The organism is Kineosporia sp. A_224 (assembly GCF_002198655.1).
GTDB lineage: Bacteria > Actinomycetota > Actinomycetes > Actinomycetales > Kineosporiaceae > R-H-3.
Window position 1 is genome coordinate 39,471 of sequence record NZ_MWLN01000107.1, and the last position, 16,603, is coordinate 56,073.

At 73.8% G+C, this 16,603-nt stretch carries 18 protein-coding genes; 6 read left to right on the forward strand and 12 right to left on the reverse strand.

The features are described 5' to 3' along the window. Positions 1-32: 32 nt before the first annotated feature. Genes EDJALFJO_RS08825 through EDJALFJO_RS08835 form a run of 3 tightly spaced genes read right to left on the reverse strand, consistent with a single transcriptional unit; the run spans position 33 to position 3,115 of the window. Positions 33-827 (reverse strand): deoxyribonuclease IV, encoded by a 795-nt coding sequence (locus EDJALFJO_RS08825; protein WP_088284263.1) that lies wholly within the window; start codon positions 825-827, stop codon positions 33-35. A gap of 9 nt (positions 828-836) precedes the next feature. After that, complete coding sequence (locus EDJALFJO_RS08830; protein WP_143448392.1) at positions 837-2,651, reverse strand: DUF5671 domain-containing protein; 1,815 nt, start codon at positions 2,649-2,651, stop codon at positions 837-839. Beyond that, a complete protein-coding gene (locus tag EDJALFJO_RS08835; RefSeq protein WP_088284267.1) occupies positions 2,648-3,115 on the reverse strand; it encodes a hypothetical protein in 468 nt (155 codons plus the stop codon). The genes EDJALFJO_RS08830 and EDJALFJO_RS08835 overlap by 4 nt, the downstream gene beginning before the upstream one ends. Positions 3,116-3,268: 153 nt before the next feature. Between EDJALFJO_RS08835 and EDJALFJO_RS08840 the strand changes: the two genes are divergently transcribed. After that, on the forward strand, positions 3,269-4,003 hold the full coding sequence (locus tag EDJALFJO_RS08840) for a 1-acyl-sn-glycerol-3-phosphate acyltransferase (RefSeq protein WP_158220349.1): 735 nt from the start codon (positions 3,269-3,271) through the stop codon (positions 4,001-4,003). Positions 4,004-4,030: 27 nt separating this feature from the next. Here the strand turns inward: EDJALFJO_RS08840 and EDJALFJO_RS08845 are convergent, their stop codons facing one another. From EDJALFJO_RS08845 to EDJALFJO_RS08870, 6 genes are all read right to left on the reverse strand, one after another. Then, positions 4,031-4,480, reverse strand: a complete 450-nt coding sequence (locus EDJALFJO_RS08845) for a hypothetical protein (protein ID WP_088284271.1) — start codon at positions 4,478-4,480, stop codon at positions 4,031-4,033. Next, positions 4,477-5,397 carry a 4Fe-4S binding protein gene (locus EDJALFJO_RS08850; protein WP_088284273.1) on the reverse strand — a complete coding sequence of 307 codons (921 nt, stop codon included), beginning with the start codon at positions 5,395-5,397 and terminating at the stop codon, positions 4,477-4,479. Before EDJALFJO_RS08850 ends, EDJALFJO_RS08845 begins: the two co-directional genes overlap by 4 nt. 149 nt (positions 5,398-5,546) lie before the next feature. Further along, entirely contained in the window at positions 5,547-6,275 is a 729-nt protein-coding gene (locus EDJALFJO_RS08855) for an ABC transporter permease subunit (protein WP_088284275.1), read from the reverse strand. Then, complete coding sequence (locus tag EDJALFJO_RS08860) at positions 6,272-7,183, reverse strand: ABC transporter ATP-binding protein (protein ID WP_088284277.1); 912 nt, start codon at positions 7,181-7,183, stop codon at positions 6,272-6,274. Before EDJALFJO_RS08860 ends, EDJALFJO_RS08855 begins: the two co-directional genes overlap by 4 nt. Then, positions 7,180-8,094, reverse strand: coding sequence for a hypothetical protein (locus tag EDJALFJO_RS08865; RefSeq protein ID WP_088284279.1), 915 nt, complete (start codon positions 8,092-8,094; stop codon positions 7,180-7,182). The genes EDJALFJO_RS08860 and EDJALFJO_RS08865 overlap by 4 nt, the downstream gene beginning before the upstream one ends. Further along, positions 8,078-8,974 carry an ABC transporter ATP-binding protein gene (locus tag EDJALFJO_RS08870; RefSeq protein ID WP_369812504.1) on the reverse strand — a complete coding sequence of 299 codons (897 nt, stop codon included), beginning with the start codon at positions 8,972-8,974 and terminating at the stop codon, positions 8,078-8,080. Before EDJALFJO_RS08870 ends, EDJALFJO_RS08865 begins: the two co-directional genes overlap by 17 nt. A 184-nt stretch (positions 8,975-9,158) precedes the next feature. On the opposite strand from EDJALFJO_RS08870, the gene EDJALFJO_RS08875 reads away from it, so the two are divergent. Beyond that, the gene (locus EDJALFJO_RS08875) at positions 9,159-11,099 is read left to right on the forward strand and encodes a substrate-binding and VWA domain-containing protein (protein ID WP_088284281.1); all 1,941 of its coding nucleotides are present in this window, start codon (positions 9,159-9,161) and stop codon (positions 11,097-11,099) included. A gap of 91 nt (positions 11,100-11,190) precedes the next feature. Beyond that, the gene (locus EDJALFJO_RS08880; RefSeq protein ID WP_088284367.1) at positions 11,191-12,150 is read left to right on the forward strand and encodes a hypothetical protein; all 960 of its coding nucleotides are present in this window, start codon (positions 11,191-11,193) and stop codon (positions 12,148-12,150) included. Positions 12,151-12,162: 12 nt separating this feature from the next. On the opposite strand, the gene EDJALFJO_RS08885 is transcribed toward EDJALFJO_RS08880, so the two are convergent. Both EDJALFJO_RS08885 and EDJALFJO_RS08890 read right to left on the reverse strand, forming a co-directional pair. Next, positions 12,163-12,789: a cupin domain-containing protein gene (locus EDJALFJO_RS08885; RefSeq protein WP_088284283.1), complete on the reverse strand. Its 627-nt coding sequence runs from the start codon at positions 12,787-12,789 to the stop codon at positions 12,163-12,165. A 73-nt stretch (positions 12,790-12,862) separates the two neighbouring features. Next, positions 12,863-13,234, reverse strand: coding sequence for a hypothetical protein (locus EDJALFJO_RS08890; protein ID WP_088284285.1), 372 nt, complete (start codon positions 13,232-13,234; stop codon positions 12,863-12,865). Between the two features lie 64 nt (positions 13,235-13,298). Here EDJALFJO_RS08890 and EDJALFJO_RS08895 point away from each other — a divergent pair, with 64 nt between their 5' ends. After that, a complete protein-coding gene (locus EDJALFJO_RS08895; protein ID WP_088284287.1) occupies positions 13,299-13,739 on the forward strand; it encodes a hypothetical protein in 441 nt (146 codons plus the stop codon). Here the strand turns inward: EDJALFJO_RS08895 and EDJALFJO_RS08900 are convergent. Beyond that, positions 13,711-14,571, reverse strand: coding sequence for a class I SAM-dependent methyltransferase (locus tag EDJALFJO_RS08900; protein ID WP_198950141.1), 861 nt, complete (start codon positions 14,569-14,571; stop codon positions 13,711-13,713). The two genes, EDJALFJO_RS08895 and EDJALFJO_RS08900, sit on opposite strands and share 29 nt — an antisense overlap. A gap of 58 nt (positions 14,572-14,629) precedes the next feature. Between EDJALFJO_RS08900 and EDJALFJO_RS08905 the strand changes: the two genes are divergently transcribed. Continuing rightward, complete coding sequence (locus EDJALFJO_RS08905; protein ID WP_198950142.1) at positions 14,630-15,274, forward strand: PadR family transcriptional regulator; 645 nt, start codon at positions 14,630-14,632, stop codon at positions 15,272-15,274. A gap of 125 nt (positions 15,275-15,399) precedes the next feature. Next, positions 15,400-16,596 carry a DUF2235 domain-containing protein gene (locus tag EDJALFJO_RS08910; RefSeq protein ID WP_088284289.1) on the forward strand — a complete coding sequence of 399 codons (1,197 nt, stop codon included), beginning with the start codon at positions 15,400-15,402 and terminating at the stop codon, positions 16,594-16,596. Positions 16,597-16,603: the final 7 nt, after the last annotated feature.

The following is a 16,603-nucleotide window of genomic DNA, read 5'->3' on the forward strand; positions in this document are numbered from 1 at the left end:
GATCGGCGCCGCGGGCGGTTCGAGCCACCCGATCAGACCCGCGCGCGGAGCCACTCGATGTCGGCGGTCTGGCCCTCGACACCGCCCGGGGTCTCGCAGACGACCGGTGCGCCGGCCTCCCGGACGACGGCCACGAGCGAGTCGCCGTCGACGAACCCGGACCCGAAGTTCGTGTGCCGGTCGGCCCCGGAGTCGAACTCGTCGCGTGAGTCGTTCGCGTGGACCAGGTCGATCCGGCCGGTGATGGCCTTGATCTTCGCCGCGGCGTCGACGAGGTCGATGCCCCCGGCGTGCGCGTGACAGGTGTCGAGGCAGAACCCGACGTTCTCGGCGCCGGAGGCCCGGCCGACCGCCTCCCAGAGCCGGTCGATCGCCTCGAGCCTGCGGGCCATCGCGTTGTCGCCGCCCGCCGTGTTCTCGATGAGCAGCGGGACCGGCAGGTCCAGCCCGTCGACGCACTTGCGCCAGTTGTCGAAGCCGGCGCCCGCGTCCTCCTCGGCGCCGAGGTGACCACCGTGGACGACGACACCGCGGGCGCCGATCTCGGCGGCGGCGTGGACGTGCTGCTGGAGGAGCTTGCGGCCGGGGATCCGGATCCGGTTGTTCGTCGCCGCGACGTTGATCGGGTACGGCGCGTGGACGTACAGGGCGACCCCCGCGGCCTCGGCGGCCGCCCGGAGCGCGGCCGCGCCGCCCGGGTACCGGACGACGGGACCCTTGTAGCTCTGGGGGTCGCCGAGGAACATCTGCACGACGTCCGTGCCGCGGGCCACCGCCTCTGCGACGGGGTCTTCCTGGTCGACGTGTGCACCGATGGAGAGCGCCATGCACCAACCCTAGGAGGTCGTCACCGTCCCGCCGTCCGCGGACGGCGCCGGGACGGCCGGCGGGCCCGGCGGCACGAGCGGCACCGTCACCGCCGCGACGTCACCGCGCTGCCGGTCGACGGGGACGGCGAGCAGGCCGTCCGGGGTCTGGACGACCACGACGTCCGGGCCCGGGGACGCCGCGACGAGCCGCGCGACGTCCGCGACGGACCAGACCGGTCCGGCGCCGTCCGTGCGCGGCCAGGAGAGCACCCGCGCCCCGGTGGTGGCCGCGACCTCGTGGGCGACCGCGGGGTCGCCCGCACCGACGAGGACGACGTACCGCACCCGCTGCACCGCGTGCGGGCGCAGCGCCCGCTCGGCGCGGAACAGCGCGGCGTGCGCGCCGGCCACCGCCGCGGCCACGACGAGGACGCCGAGGGCGTACCGCAGCGACCGCAGCGTCCCCAGCGTGAGGGCGCCGGCGAAGAGGTCCTCGAGCAGGAGGTAGACGACGCCGATGAGGGCGCCGACCGCCACGAGGACACCGACCCCGGTGACCGCGACGAGGTACGTGCGCCGGGTCACCGACGCCCGCTCCGGCCCGGGGGCGGTCCGGCAGGCGGCCTGCGCCGTCCGCCAGGCGAGCCACCAGACGGGCAGGCCGACGACGAGCGCGGACACCGCGACGAGCGCGACGTTCGCCGCCGGGGTGCCGGCGACCGCGACGGAGCGGGTCAGCGCGTCGACGAGCGCGACGACGAGCATCACCCCGCCGACGCAGGTCGCGAGCAGCCCCAGGGCGGCGGACGCGTAGTCGCGCAGCCGGTGCGCCTCGTCCCGCCCGGGCCGTGCCGTCGCGACCGGCCGGGCCAGCAGACCCGTGTGGTACCACCACAGCAGGGCCCCGGCCGCGGCGGTCGCGAGCAGGTGCGGCGTGTTCCGGAAGTGCTCGACGGCACCCGCCGCGGCGGGCGAGCCCAGGGCCCAGACGAGGCCGTCGCTCACCGCCCAGACCGTGCCGACGACACCGGCGACGATGCCGACGAGGGTGCCGGCGGCCAGGGCGTAGGCGTCGGTGAACTGCCCCCGGGGCCGGGCCGAGGCGTGCCGCCACCAGTAGAGCGTCCACACGCCGGCGCCGACGAGCAGGGTCGCCGCCGCCCGGCGGAGCTGGTCCTGCGGGTCGACGAACGTGTCCCGCTGCAGCCCGAACGCCAGGTCGAGCGAGTTGCCGACGGTGCCCACGGCGCCGACGACCGTCGTCCCGAGGCCGAGCGCCGACCCGAGCAGCAGATGCGGTGTCGCGTGGTCCGAGGGGGTCAGGGCGCGGTCCAGCCGCCAGTGCACGAGCCAGACGAGCGACCACACGACCGCCCGGGCCACCGCGCGCGGGTTCTCGGGGTCGACACCGAGGGCCCAACCGAGGCTGTCGTGGACGGCCACCATGGCGACGACGAGCGGGACGACGGTGCCGGCGGTGACGTAGGCCGCCCAGCCGAACGAGGTCCGCTCGGCCGGGTCGTCGCGCAGGGCCCGCCGGATGACGAGCCCGACGAGCAGGCCCAGCGGGAGGCCCACGACGACGAACGCGCCGTTCCGGGCGGCTTCGACGGACCCGGTGACGAGCGGGCCGTCCGTGGCGTAGCGGTCGAGCAGCTGGCCGAGCAGGCCCGCGGTGCCGGTCGATGTCACGAGGACGGCGACGAGCAGCAGCACGTACGTGAACAGCTCGCGCAGCGAGGAGGTCCGGGCCGCGGTGGCACCGGGCCGGTGGGCCACCGCCCGGACGACGACGACCACCCCGACGACGAGCAGGGCGAGAAGAAGGACCGAGGCGATCATGTCAGCCTCCCGGTGCACTCGTAGAGCGGCCACGGGATGCCGTCGATGCGCCATCCCGAGGTGGTACGGGTCAGCCTGAACGTGCGCTCCTCGCCGTTGTCGCCCAACGGGTCCGCCCCGGGGTCGACACCGACGCGCACGCGGACCTGCGCCTGCGTGCCCTGCACGGTCGAGCCGACGAGGTCGACCCGGGTGTCCCGGTCGAGGAAGGTCCGGTCGAGATCGGTTGCAGCGCAAGGGCTGCCAGGTGCGAGCAGGTCCGCCGCCGCCACGGTGTCACCGGCGAGGACGGCGGTCACGTACGTCTGGACCACGCCCTGCGGCGTCGCCGGGTCCCAGACCTTCGCCGGCCGGGTCACCGCGAACAGGACGACCGCGAGCACCGCGACCAGCCCCACGACAGCGACGACGGGGACCAGGGCACGGCGGCGCTCGCTGGTCCGGTCCGGTCCGATGGTCGTCATGGACATCACCGCCCGGCGCGCTGACCGGCCTGGCGGCGCGGGGGCCGCACCACCCGCGGGCCGGGGTCGCGTCACCTTCAGCCTCGTCGCGCGGCGGACCGCCGACCTGGGCCGTTGGTCGCTCGGCCCGGCCGAGCGACGATGATGGTCGGCATGGGACCGACCGCCGCACCCGCCGACGGCTACGCCGCACACCTCGCGGCCGGCCGCGTGCTGTACCCCGGCATCCGCCTGGGCCGGCCCGGCCGGGCCCGCTCCTACTGGCTGGTCATCGCCCTGATGCGCGCGCTGCGCCTGCGCTGGCGGGTCGACGTCGAGGGCGCGGAGAACGTCGCACCGGGGGCTGCGGTCCTCGTGGGCAACCACGTGTCCGCGCTCGACCCCGTCGTCCTGGTGATCAGCGCCTGGTGGCGGGTCACCGCGTTCACCAAGCTCGAGGTCTTCCAGGGCCGTGGTGCCGCGTTCTTCCGACTCATGGGCCAGATCCCGCTGCGCCGCGGCGACGCCGCAGCCACCGACTGGGCGATCGGCATGGCCGCCCTCGCGCTCGCGGACGGCGGCATGGTCGGGCTCTACCCGGAGGGCACGCGCTCGCCCGACCCGACGAAGCTGCACCGGCTGCACGGCCGGGTGCTGCTGCCGGTCCTGCAGGGCAGCCCCGACGTCCCCGTGCATGCGGTCACGACGCGGTACACCCGCCGCCCCGGCCGCCGGCCGCTCGTGCAGGTGCGCGTCTCGCCGCCGCTGCCCATCGACGCGCGGACCATGGCCGCCGACGAGATCGTCGCCGTCCTCCGCGACACCCTGCTGGCGCTCGGCGGCCAGACGTACGTCGACCGGTCGGCCCGTGAGGCGAAGGCGGAGCGGCGGCCGGAGCCGCCCGCGTGACAGTCCGGGTCGCTGCCCCGGGACCGCTCACCCGGTCGTGCGCTCCGCGAGCCAGGTCCTGATCGCGGGGATGTCCGTGCCGTCGCCGGCCTCCACCAGCGTCTTCAGCGGGGTGGACGCCGGGGTGCCGGCGGGCGCACCGAAGCGGGCGAGGACCTCGGCCGCGGTGACGGGCGGGAAGGCGTCGACCACCTGCTGGACCGTCATCGAGCCCTTGACGTCGGCCGGGTCGACGGGGGCCGCCGGTGCGGTGCCGCCGTCCGCGCCGGGCTGCGCCCCGTCGGCCTGCCGCACGGCGGTCGCACCGGTCGTGGCCCACCAGCCGGCGCCGACCCCGGCGCCGACCACGAGCACGGGCAGCAGGAGCAGGCCGACGACGTACAGGATCACGGGGACCGGTCGGGTCCGCAGCCGGGTCCGGGTCGGCAGGGCACGGGCGCTGCGGGGCAGGAGCAGGTTCTCCGGCGGGCGCTTCATGACCGCCGCCCCGGGAACGGGAGGGCGACGGTGAGAGCCAGGCCCTTCTCGCTGGGGCAGGCAGCGACGCACTCGAGGCACCCGAGGCAGGTGGTGTCGGTGACCCGGGTCCGGGTGTTCACGGGGATCCCCATCGGGCAGGCCCGGTTGCACAGGTCGCACCCGAGGCAGGCCGACGCGTCCCGCTGGACGGCGATCGGGCTGAGCCGGCCGAGCAGCGACTGCGCCGCTCCGAGCGGGCACGCGTAGCGGCAGAACGGCCGCTCGACGACGACCGAGGCGACCAGGGTCACGAGCAGCACCACGAACGCCGTGCTGATCTCGAACTCGACGACCGACAGTACGGCCACCCACGGGTCGACCTCCCGGAAGACCATCGTCCCGGTGAGTGCGGCGCCGCCGACCGCCCAGCCGAGCACCAGCCACCGCCCCCACCGGAGCACCCGGTCCACCCGGCCCCAGCGGGCTGCCGGGGCGCCCTGCCCCAGCCGGCGCCGCAGCCGGCGCAGGGGCGCCACCCGGTCGCCGACCGCGCGGCCCGCGGCGTGCACCAGCCCCTGCAGCGTGCCGAGCGGGCAGAGCCAGCCGCAGAAGAACCCACGGCCGACCAGGGCCAGGACCACCACGGCCGCGGCGAGCACGAGGTTCGCGGTGTGGACGTGGGCCACCGTCCGACCGGTGGTCACCCAGGTCCAGGCGGTCTCGAAGCCTCCGAAGGGGCAGAACGCCTCGGCGGACGCCGCTCCGGACCGGGCGTGCTGCACCACCTGCCAGACGACGAGCCCGACGACCACGGCCTGCGTGCCATGGCGCGCCAGGCGCACCCTGGTCCCCCAGCCCGCGGGACGTCGCGGCACCCTGATGCGGACCCCGGCGGCAGCGCCGCTGCCGGCCGTCCGCGCACTCGACCCGGTCATCACTGGCTCCTCCCGCCCAGGAGGTCCGATCGACCGCCTGGGGCTCTGGCTCGTCAGGCCAGGCTGTGGGTGGCGTCGGGAGAGCCGGTGGATCCGGGATGGAGACGGTGTGGAGACCGATCACTCCTGCCCGAGACGGTGGTGATGCCTCACTCGGCCGACGTGAGCGGTAGGGTCTCCAGGCGCCGGGCGCCGTAGTACGTCGCGGCGACCGTGAGGACGGCGAGCAGCGCCCCGCCCGTCGACGCCGCGACGGCGGCGGCGACACCGAACCGGTCGGCGTCCGCGCCGAGCATCGCCTCCGTGAGGCCGAGCGACCACTGCCGCACCGACAGGTTCTGGGCGCCGGGCACGAAGCCGGCGACGGTCGTCTCCCACACGATGGCGTAGAGCAGACCGACGATGACCGCGTTGCGGGTCACGACGGCCAGGCAGAGGAACAGCGCCGCGTAGGCCGTGCACGCCGCGGCGGCTCCGACGAGGTACGGGACGACGAGCGCGCCGGGCGACTGCGCGAGCACCAGCATGGCGGCGCCCACCGGGAGCGCGCCGAACCCCAGCGCGACGACCACCGCCGTGGCCAGCTTGCTGACCAGGATCGTGAACCGGCTGATCGGCTTGGACAGCAGGTAGACGATCGAGCCGTCGTCGATCTCCGGGCCGATCGACCCGGTCCCGGCGAGGAGGGCCACCAGGGGGACGATCGTGCCGAGGCCGAACCCGCCCACCAGGCCGACCGCCGTCCCGTCGTCCGCCCCGGCGACGAGACGGACGACCGCCGCCATCCCGACGAGGACGAGCGGGAGCACGAGCAGCAGCAGGGCACGGCGGCGGCCGAGGAGCCCGCGGACGGTCAGCCGGGCGACAGTGGCGTTCATCGCTCCACCAGGTAGGAGAAGACGCTCTCGAGCGACTCGTCGGCCGGTGCCACCTCGTACAGGCGCACGTCGTGGTGCCGGGCGAGCAGGGGCAGCACGTGCACGAAGGCCGCGCGGTCGGCGGCCCGGACGTGCAGCGCGGCCTCGCGCAGCTCGACCCCGGACGTCGACCCGTGCGCGATCAACGCGGCGGCGAGCGCCCGGTCGTCGCTGGACCTGATCGTGTACTGGTGCGGCCGTTCGGTCATGAGACGGCGGATCTCCCGGAAGTCGCCGGACGCCGCGTGCCGTCCCGCGACCATCACCTCGATGCTGCCGGCGAGCTGCTCGACCTCCTCGAGGATGTGCGAGGAGAACAGGACCGTGCGTCCGTCGTCCGCCATCCGGTGCAGCAGCTCCATGAGGTGCAGCCGCTGGCGCGGGTCCATGCCGTTGAACGGCTCGTCGAGCAGCAGGACCGACGGGTCGTGCACGAGCGCGGTCGCCATCTTGATGCGCTGCTTCATGCCCTTGGAGTACGTCGAGATCTCGCGGTCCTGCGCCGCCTCCATGTCGACCGTCGCCACCGCGCGGGCTGCCGCCGACTCGGGGTCGGGCAGCAGGTGCAGCCGCGCGTTCGCGAGCACGAGCTCGCGGCCGGTGACGACGTCGTACATACCCTCGCGCTCGGGCACCAGGCCCAGGCGACGGTAGATCTGCTCGTTGCGCCACGTCGGCTCGCCGTCGATCGTCACGCTGCCGGCCGAGGGCGCGAGGAAGCCGGCCATCATCGCGATGAGCGTCGACTTGCCCGCACCGTTGGGTCCGAGCAGCCCGGTGACGCCCGGGCCGATCGTCATGCTCACGTCGTTGACGGCGACCACGTTGCCGAACCAGCGCGAGACCTGGTCGATGACGACGGTGCTCATGAGACGGACACCGTGCGGTACCGGACCAGCAGGAGCAGGTACGGGACGACGACGAGCGCCGCGGCCGCGGCGACCCAGGCCAGCCCCTGCGCGCCGTCCGGCAGCACCACACTCGCCGTCGGCTCGGTGCCGAAGAGCCACGCGATCATCGTGTCCACCGTCGAGATCGGCGCGGCGAGGGTCGTCCACGTCGCCAGGTCGTCGCGGCCCTGCGTGACCGCGAGGCCCTGGAGCGCGTTCTGGACACCGGTGACGACGACGAAGAACGCGATGACGGCCGCGACCCCGAGCCCGCGACGCGGGGTGACGGACGCCAGCAGCAGGCCGACACCGGCCATCACCGGCGCCGTGACCGCCGCGCCGACCAGCCCCTGGCCGAGCTGCGCGAGCGTGTCGGACGCCGGGAAACCGGCGAGCAGCCCTCCGGCGCCGAGCAGCAGCAGCGGCAGCGCGAGGAGGCCGAGGACCGCGGTGGACAGGGCCGCGTACTTCGCGGCGACGTAGTCCTGCCGCAGCAGCTGCCGCGAGAAGTACAGCGACACCACCCGGAACCGCAGGTCCCTGCTGACGCTCGCGGGAGCCTGCCCGGCGACGTAGAGCGAGAGCGGGACGTAGAGCAGGAACGCGTACGACGTGAGCTCGAACGGGAACTCGTCCTGGCCGGTCACGTTGATGACGATGGCCACGACGAAGGCCGGGAAGGCGATCGCCGCGAGCAGCAGGAACGGCATCACCTTGCTCTTCGCCGACCGCCCCAGACCGAAGGCACTGCGCAGGCTGTCGACGTACAGCGCCCGGACGATCGCGGCGCGACCCAGGCGCGCACCCTCGTAGTGCCGGTAGCCGATGTCGTGGATGACACCGCCGCCGGGCGGCGCGGACGCCGTCCGGCCGTCAGGGGACGTCGACATCGTGCGCCTCCTCGCGCGGCGTCTCGAAGAGCTCGGCCATGCGGTGCCGACGGCGCTCCATGCGCACGAGGCCGAGCCCGAGCCCGGCGACGGCGTCCCGGACGGCGTCGAAGGTGCCCTCGCCGTCCAGCACGACCTCGAGCAGGCGGCCCGCCGGGCGGACGTCGAGGCCGCCCTCGCGCAGCAGCCGGGCGACGTCGCCGGCCCGGTCGTCCACCTCGACGACGAGCACCCCGCTCACCCCGGTGACGTCGGCCGTGGACGACGACCGCAGGAGGCGCCCGCCGTCGATCACGACGACGTGGTCGCAGATCCGCTCGAGCTCACCGAGCAGGTGCGAGGTGACGAGCACGGAGATGCCGAAGTCGCTGCCCACCCGGCGGATCAGCCCGAGCATCTCGTCGCGGCCCGCGGGGTCGAGGCCGTTCGTCGGCTCGTCGAGGAGCACGAGCTGCGGGTCGTGGACGAGCGCCTGCGCGAGCTTGACCCGCTGCCGCATACCGGTGGAGTAGCCGCCGATCGAGCGGTAGCGCTCCTCGTAGAGGCCGACGTGCCGCAGGACGTCGGCGGTGCGTTCGCGGGCGGCGGTCGCCGGGAGCCCGGACATCCGCGCCATGTGGACGACGAACTCCGTCGCCGTGGTGTCGGCTGGCAGGCAGTCGTGCTCCGGCATGTACCCGACGCGCTCCCGGATGGCCTCGCCGGCCTCGCGGACGTCGAGCCCGAGCACCTCGGCACGCCCTTCGGTCGCCGGGAGCAGACCGAGCAGGATCTTGATGAGCGTGGACTTGCCCGCGCCGTTGGCGCCCACGAGCCCGACGACACCGGGCTCGACGTCCAGGGTGAGGGCGTCGAGCGCGGTGATGGAGCCGAAACGCATCGTGAGCGCGTCGGTGACGATCAGAGGCACGACGAACACCCTAGGCGCGCGGACGGGGGCGGACCCTGCAGCCAGCCCCCCTCCTGCGCTGCTGCCGGCCCCCAGTGCAGCACCGGTCGGGACCTGATCGTGACAGGCCGGACACGGTACGAATCCGGCCTTTCGCCGACGCCATGATCCGGGCATGCTTCGTGCCGCACGGTCCTCGTGGATCGTGCTCATCGGGGAGTGGGGCATGCCGCAGTTCGTCGCGCCGCCGGAGTTCCTGGCGGCCGTAGCCGAGCACCGACGCCGCCGGCGGCGTCGTACCAGGGTCCTGACCGCGGCCGCGCTCGTCGCCGCCCTCGGTGCCGCCGCGGCCGTCGTCGTGACGCGGCACGGGGGCGACGACGCCACCGCCGTCCCGGCCGCCCTGGCGGCCGCCCGGTGCAGCACTCCGGCGACGCCGCTCGTCGTCGCCGCGTCGGCGGACAAGGCCGCCCTGATGACCCGCTTCGGCGAGGAGTTCTCCCGGTCCGGCAAGGACGGGGCCGGTCGCTGCGTGCAGGTCACCGTGGTCCCCAAGTCGTCCGGTGCCGCGGCCACCGCGCTCGCCGCGGGCTGGCCCGAGCGGGACGGCGAGCGCCCGGACGTCTGGTCGCCGACGGGCTCGATCTGGCTGCCGCTGCTGGAGGACCGGCTCGTCAAGGCGCAGCGCTCGAGCCTCATCCCGACGCCGGACGACGTGCCGCACCTGGCGTCGTCCCCCATGGTCGTCGCCATGCCCCGCCCGATGGCGACGGCGCTCGGCTGGCCGGAGAAGCCGATCGGGTGGGCGGACCTGCTCACGCTCGCGTCGTCGCGCAAGGGCTGGGGCGCCTACGGGCACCCGGAGTGGGGCCGGTTCAGCCTGGGCAAGACCAACCCGAACTTCTCCCACGCCGGCCTCGAGGGCACCGTCGCCACGTACTACGCGGCCGTCGGGCGGATGTCGGGGCTGCGCTCGAAGGACATCTCCGCCGCCACCACCCGCCGGTTCGTCGCCGGGGTCGAGCAGTCCGTCGTCCGGTACGGCGACACGACGGCGTCGTTCCAGTCCGACTGGCTGCGCGCCGACGACAAGGGCAAGGCGCTGCAGTACATCTCCGCCCTGGTCACCGAGGAGAACCTCGTCCCGTCGTACAACGAGGGCAACCCGACGGGGGACCCCGCCCTGGCGGGCAAGCACCCGGCACCGCAGGTGCCGCTGGTCGCGGTGTACCCGAAGGAGGGCACCTTCGTCGCGGACCACCCGTACGCGCTCCTCAGCGCTCCCTGGGTGACACCGGCGAAACGGCAGGCCGCCGACGCGTTCCTGGCGTACCTGCTCAGTCCGGGTGTCCAGAAGCAGTGGCAGGACAACCACTTCCGCGACGCCGCCGGCCGGCCCGGCGACGACGGCCTGGCGCAGGGCGTCATCCCCGACCAGCCGCGGCGGGTGCTCACGCCGCCGTCCCCGCGGATCACCGGCGAGATCCTCGACAGCTGGGCCGAGCTGCGCAAGACCGCCAACGTGATCAGCCTCGTCGACGTGTCCGGGTCGATGGCGGAGCCGGTCCCGGGGTCGTCGAAGACCAGGCTGGACGCCGCCGTGGAGGCGTCCGAGGCGTCGCTCGGGCTGTTCACCGACCACGACGAGGTCGGCCTGTGGACGTTCTCCGGCGGCGTCCGCGGCGTGCAGGACTCGGAGGAGCTCGTCCCGGTCGGCCCGATGGACGGCGCGGTGGGTGACCAAGTCCGCCGGAAGGCGATCGCCGCGGCCCTGCGCGACCTGCGGCCGAACGGCGACACCGGCCTGTACAACAGCGTCGCAGCGGCGTACCAGAGCGTCCTCGACCGCTACCGCGACGACCGTATCAACGCCGTCGTCGTCCTCACCGACGGCAGGAACGACGCCGACGGCGGCCTCCAGCTGCCAGGCCTGCTCAAGCTCATCAAGAGCATCTCGGGCGGCCGGGAGATCCGCGTCATCACGATCGCCTACGGCCCCGATGCCGACGCCGAGAGCCTCGCCGAGATCGCGCGCGCGACCAAGGGGGCCAGCTACGTCGCCGCCACGCCCGCCGACATCCCGAAGATCTACTCCGCCGCGCTGTCGAACCTCTGACCGGCGGGGCGTCTCGAACCAGGACGGCTTCCGTCCGGAATCCTGGCTAGCGTCCAGCGCCGAGGTCCCCGAGGTGAGCCTGGAGGAGACGATGAGCGATGTCGTGGCGTGGCTGCTGGACGCCGACCCGGCCGTCCGGTGGCAGGTGCTCCGCGACCTCACCGACGCGCCGCCCGCCGAGGTGGCCGCGGAGCGGGCCCGGGTGGCCGAGACCGGTTGGGGCAAGCGGCTTCTCGACCTGCAGGACGGCGGGCAGTGGGCCGGCGGGGCATGCTTCCCCGGCAAGGACTGGCGGCCGGCGCAGCCGGTCGTGGGCGACCCCGAGGGCCAGCCGTGGACCTCGACGCTGCCGACCCTGCGGCTGCTGCGCGAGCTCGGCGTCGAGCCGGACCATCCGGCCGTGCGCGCGGCCGTGGCCGGCGTCCGGGAGCACTGCCGGTGGGAGTACGCCGGTGAGCCGTTCTTCGCCGGTGAGGTCGAGCCGTGCATCAACGGCGGGACCGCGACGATCGGCGCCTACTTCGGCGAGGACGTCGACGGCATCGTCGCCCGGCTGCTCGGCGAGCAGCTCGAGGACGGCGGCTGGAACTGCGAGGCGGAGAACGGGTCCGTCAGGTCGTCCTTCCACTCGACGCTCTGCGTGCTCGAGGGCCTGCTCGAGTACGAACGCGCAGGCGGCGCCCGTCCGGTCGCGCAGGCACGGCGACGCGGCGAGGAGTACCTGCTCACGCGCAGCCTCTTCCGTCGCGCGAGCACCGGGGCGACCGTCGACCCCGACTGGCTGCGGTTCTCGTTCCCCCCGCAGTGGCACTACGACGTCCTGCGGGGGCTCGAGTACTTCCGGGCCGTCGGGGGCACCCCGGACCCACGGCTCGCGGACGCGGTGCAGCACGTCCGCGACACGCAGCAGCCCGACGGGACCTGGCTCCTGGAGAACACCTACCCCGGGCTCGTGCACTTCGAGCTCGAGGACGGCGACGGGAGGCCCAGCCGCTGGAACACGTTGCGCGCGCTGCGGGTGCTGCGGTGGTACGGCTCCGCCCGACCCTGAGGGCCCCCGCGGTCAGCCGCGGTGGTCCGGGGTCAGCGCGGGCAGAAGAACGGCGATCTCGGGCGGGATGGTCTCCAGCTCCTCGACCGTGGCTCCGGTGTGCTGCTCGTACTTCTCGTACCGCCCCTGCAACCCGCGCATTCGGGCGATGGGGGCGAGGGCTGCGAACAACGGTCGCTGCACCGCTCGCGGCGGGCTCGTGAAACGGATGGTGTCGTCGAACTCGCGGGCGAGCAGGGCCGCCTGCAGCAGGCCCGGGCGCCCGGCGGAGTCGGCGCGACCGTCAGCCGCCAGGCCGAACAGGTTGCGGATCATGGCTTCGAAGCGGTGACCGGGGTCGACCTCGACGATGACGAACGCGGTCTCGTCGCCGACGGTCCACCAGTCGTGGGGGGTGCCGGGCGGGACCACCACCCGCGTGCCGGGGACGGCGTGGCTCTCGACCCCGCCGACCCGGACGCCCAGGGTGCCGCGGACGACGGTGAAGGTCTCACGGGCGTGCGGATGGACGTGCTCGCCCACGACCGCGGCGCCCGGGCGGGCGTACAGGTCGGCGACCAGCGGCGAACCGTCGCTGGGTGCGTGGCGCCTGAGGGCGCGCTCGCCGGTGACGGGGTTCTCGATGACGGCATAGCTCATGGGATGGCTCCTACGAAGCCGGGGCAAGAACGCCGCACGGCGTTCGAGTCGTGCGGAACGAGCAGTGACGAGGTCAGGCCTCTCGACCGGAGCGCACCTGGCACCACAGCAACGCCACGGTGGCGGCGCTCAGTGCGGCCGTGCGCAGCAGGTTGGCGTCGAGGAGGCCGTCGATGGTCGCTGCGGACCGGCCGACATCGTCGAGGCGGTCGTGCAGCGGGACGGCCCACAGCACCGTCGACAGCAGCGAGGTGAGGCCGGCGACGCTGACGAGCGCGGCGACCGGGCGTGGTGTGGAGGCGGGTCGCGTCCAGTAGAACGCCGCACCGGCCAGGAAGGTCAGGAAGCCCGGCGCGATGACGACGACGGGGATGGCTTCGTTGTACTGCTGGTGATAGGCAGCGAAGGCCGCCGGGGCCACAGCGCGGTACAGCGGGTACGACACGAGCTGCGCCTGCCAGCCGAGGGCGGTCGAGTACGCGGCGGTCCCGCTGTCGGAGCGACCTGACGTGCGCGCCCTGTACGAGACGCCGGACGCCCGGGAGTTCCTGCAGGGCTACGCCCGCCTCGGCCGCGAGCTGCTCGACCGGGTGGGACCACTCATGCTGCAGGTCACCGCGGGGGCGGCAGCCGGCGAGGAGGACCTCGTCGCCCAGCAGCGCGTGACCGACGGCGAACGGCTCGCGGGCACCACCATGGTCGCCCAGCGGCTCGCCGCCCTGGACGCACTGGCACCCGGCGTCACCGTCGAGCAGGCCCGAGATCGCATCTGGACCCTGAACAGCGTGCAGGTATGGCACCTGCTGACCGGCTCGCGCGGCTGGAGCGGTGAGCAGTACGAGCACTGGATCGGCGACGCGATGTGCGCAGCCACCCTGGAAGCGCCGCCTCCGGCTGACACCGGGGATCTCGCAGGTCCCCTCATCTCTGCCGGGGACGACGGGCGGTGACGACCCAGGCGGCAAAGCCGAAGCGGACGCCGTCGTCGGTCTGGTGCGCGGCGAGCGTGGTGCGCAGGGCCTCCACGGCGGCGTCACGACGTCCCGGTTCGTGCCCCTCGAGCATCCAGCCGAGCAGGCCGACGACGAGGGCGTGGGCCTCCCGGACCGTCCGCCCGTAGCTGGTGGTCTCCGCGAACCCGGCGAGACCGATCTCGGTGAATCCCGCCTGCTCGAGGAGAGCACGCACATGGTCGGGGTCGCTCAGGGCGAACGGCCCGGCGGCTCCAGGCGCCGGAGCGGGCGGGGTGCGTCCGGCCAGCGCCAGGGAGAACGCGTTGATCCACTCCTGACGGTCGGGGGGTTGCCAGGTCAGCAGCGCCAGCCGGCCACCGGGTCGCAGGCTTCGCCTCAGGTTGGTGAAGGCCTTGGTCGGGTCGCCGAAGAACATGGCGCCGGTGCGACTGATGACCACGTCGTAGGCGTCCGTCGCGAACGGGTGCACCTGGGCGTCGGCCCGGGCGAAGGAGACGTTCCTCAGGCCTTCGTCGTCGGCGATGCTGCGGGCGACGTCGATCATCCGCGAGGACAGATCGACGCCGAGCGCGTGTCCCGCACTCGCGGCGCGAGCGGCGCCCCTCGTCGAGACGCCTGTTCCGCACCCGATGTCGAGCACCCGGTCCGACGAGGAGATGTCCGCGGCGGCCATGAACGCCGGGTCGTAGCGGGCGAGGCAGGACTCGAGGATCTCGTGGTGGACGGCCCAGCAGGCGCCCTCCCCGCCGTCCCAGGCCCGGGCCTGGTCGGCGTTCGACTCGTCGACCGGTGTCTCGATCGTCGTCACAGTTCCTCCAACCGGGTAGTCTCTATGGGAGTAACCAGAATCATCCCAAGGAGACTATGTGTCAACTCCTCCTCGCCTGACCGCGACCACCTACGCCGTCCTCGGCCTGCTGGCCGTGCAGCCGTGGAGCACCTACGAGCTGACCCGCCAGATGGACCGCACTCTGGGCCGGGTCTGGCCGCGGGCCCAGAGCAAGCTGTACGAGGAGCCCAAGAAGCTGGTCGCCCGAGGACTCGCCGAGGCGGTGGACGAGACCGTCGGTCGTCGACCACGCACGGTGTACTCGATCACCGACGCCGGACGACGAGCACTCGCCGAGTGGCTCCAGGAGCCGGGCGAAGGTCCTGTCCTGGAGTTCGAGCAGCTGGTGAAGCTGAGCTTCGCCGAACACGGAACACGGAACGATGCCCTGCGTACCATCGCCGCTGCGCGCACCTGGGCCGAGGAGCGCAACGTCGAGAATCTCGCCGCCGCGCAGCAGTACGCCGCCGGGGAGGGTCCGTTCCAGCACCGGGCGGCCCAGGCGATGCTCGCCGGCGCCTTCTTCACCGAGTACTACGCCATGGTCGGCCGCTGGGCGGACTGGGCGCGCGAACAGGTCGAAGGCTGGCCCGAGGACCCCGCCGCGGCCGCCGCCGGCCCTGACGACCTCGCCGCCATCGCAGAGCGTGCCGGATGGTCGGCACGGGAGAGGAGAGACTGACCCCGAGAGGCCCCGTGTCGAACCCTCGGCCAACGCAGCAGCATCCGACCCGCGCCTGAGATGCGGCCGGTCGCTCGCCCTATGATCTCGAGCCCAGCCGGCAGGACGACGATCGAGAGGACACCATGGCCCGCACGCTCGTGGTCTGCTCGGACGGGACCGGGAACTCCCTGCACCACAAAGCCAGCAACGTCAGCGCCCTGATCGGCCTGCTGACCCTGGACTGCGATCGCCAGATCGCCATCTACGACCAGGGCATCGGGACCGCGGAGGACCCGGCCGGTGCCGTCGACTGGCTGCAGAGCGCCGCCGACCGTGACGCGCTGCTCGTCCAGGAGACCGCGCCCGGCACGGGGTTCCGCGCCGGCTGGGACCGGTTGCGCGCGCAGGCGACCGGCTACGGCCTGAAGGAGAACGTCGGCCAGCTGTACCTGGCGCTCGCCCAGCAGTACTCCCCCGGGGACCGGGTGTTCCTGTTCGGCTTCAGCCGGGGCGCGTTCACCGTCCGGGCACTCGCCGGGCTGCTGTACCGGTGCGGCCTGCCCAGGCCCGGGGACGACGGCGGCGTGCGGTTCGAACAGGCCTGGACGGTGTTCCGGCAGATGCGTCCTGACGGCAGGGGCGCCGCACGGATCGAGGCGCTCAAAGGCCTCAACCAGAACTGCCCGGTGCACTTCCTCGGCGTGTGGGACACCGTCAAGTCGTACGGCGGCCTGCTGCCGGTGAGGCTGCCGCACCTGCGGCACAACCCGGATGTCCGTCACGTCCGGCATGCACTGGCCCTGGACGAGCGCCGGGCCTGGTTCACCCCCACCACCTGGGGCGGTCTCGACGTCGACCGGGAACCGGGCCGGGCGATGTCCCGGCTGGATCCTGAGGCGCGGCAGCGGATCCTCGACCAGGACGTGCTGGAGGTCTGGTTCCGGGGCGCGCACAGCGACATCGGCGGTGGCGGCGAGGAGCACGCCGTCACCGCCCGGATCGCCCTGCGCTGGATGACGAGCGAGGCCGCAGCGGTCGAGGGCGGGCTGGTCCTCGCCCCTTCCGGCGTCGACCTGCTGGAGGACGGCGATCCACCGAGCCCACCCGTCGTCCACCCCTCCTGGACACCGCGCTGGCGGGCGGTCGAGCAGGTGCCCCGTCTGGAGATCGACAACGGCCGGCTGTGGCCGGCCAGGGTTCCCGGGTGGGGCAGCACCGGGGGGCGCAAGCCCGCGCTGTCCCGCCGCGAAGGCGTGGTCCACGTGCACTGCACTGCCGCCCGCCACCACGCGGTCCCCGGCCCGGTGCACCTCTGCAAGACCGGGGTACCCCACCTCTGAGCCGCGC

Excerpts from the sequence above, each read along its gene's own strand:
- EDJALFJO_RS08830 (WP_143448392.1), bottom strand. The coding sequence starts at position 2,651 with ATGATCGCCTCGGTCCTTCTTCTCGCCCTGCTCGTCGTCGGGGTGGTC.
- EDJALFJO_RS08875 (WP_088284281.1), top strand. The coding sequence starts at position 9,159 with ATGCTTCGTGCCGCACGGTCCTCGTGGATCGTGCTCATCGGGGAGTGG.
- EDJALFJO_RS08840 (WP_158220349.1), top strand. The coding sequence starts at position 3,269 with ATGGGACCGACCGCCGCACCCGCCGACGGCTACGCCGCACACCTCGCG.
- EDJALFJO_RS08865 (WP_088284279.1), bottom strand. The coding sequence starts at position 8,094 with ATGTCGACGTCCCCTGACGGCCGGACGGCGTCCGCGCCGCCCGGCGGC.
- EDJALFJO_RS08835 (WP_088284267.1), bottom strand. The coding sequence starts at position 3,115 with ATGACGACCATCGGACCGGACCGGACCAGCGAGCGCCGCCGTGCCCTG.
- EDJALFJO_RS08855 (WP_088284275.1), bottom strand. The coding sequence starts at position 6,275 with ATGAACGCCACTGTCGCCCGGCTGACCGTCCGCGGGCTCCTCGGCCGC.
- EDJALFJO_RS08885 (WP_088284283.1), bottom strand. The coding sequence starts at position 12,789 with ATGAGCTATGCCGTCATCGAGAACCCCGTCACCGGCGAGCGCGCCCTC.
- EDJALFJO_RS08850 (WP_088284273.1), bottom strand. The coding sequence starts at position 5,397 with ATGACCGGGTCGAGTGCGCGGACGGCCGGCAGCGGCGCTGCCGCCGGG.
- EDJALFJO_RS08880 (WP_088284367.1), top strand. The coding sequence starts at position 11,191 with ATGAGCGATGTCGTGGCGTGGCTGCTGGACGCCGACCCGGCCGTCCGG.
- EDJALFJO_RS08910 (WP_088284289.1), top strand. The coding sequence starts at position 15,400 with ATGGCCCGCACGCTCGTGGTCTGCTCGGACGGGACCGGGAACTCCCTG.
- EDJALFJO_RS08860 (WP_088284277.1), bottom strand. The coding sequence starts at position 7,183 with ATGAGCACCGTCGTCATCGACCAGGTCTCGCGCTGGTTCGGCAACGTG.
- EDJALFJO_RS08845 (WP_088284271.1), bottom strand. The coding sequence starts at position 4,480 with ATGAAGCGCCCGCCGGAGAACCTGCTCCTGCCCCGCAGCGCCCGTGCC.
- EDJALFJO_RS08870 (WP_369812504.1), bottom strand. The coding sequence starts at position 8,974 with ATGCGTTTCGGCTCCATCACCGCGCTCGACGCCCTCACCCTGGACGTC.
- EDJALFJO_RS08825 (WP_088284263.1), bottom strand. The coding sequence starts at position 827 with ATGGCGCTCTCCATCGGTGCACACGTCGACCAGGAAGACCCCGTCGCA.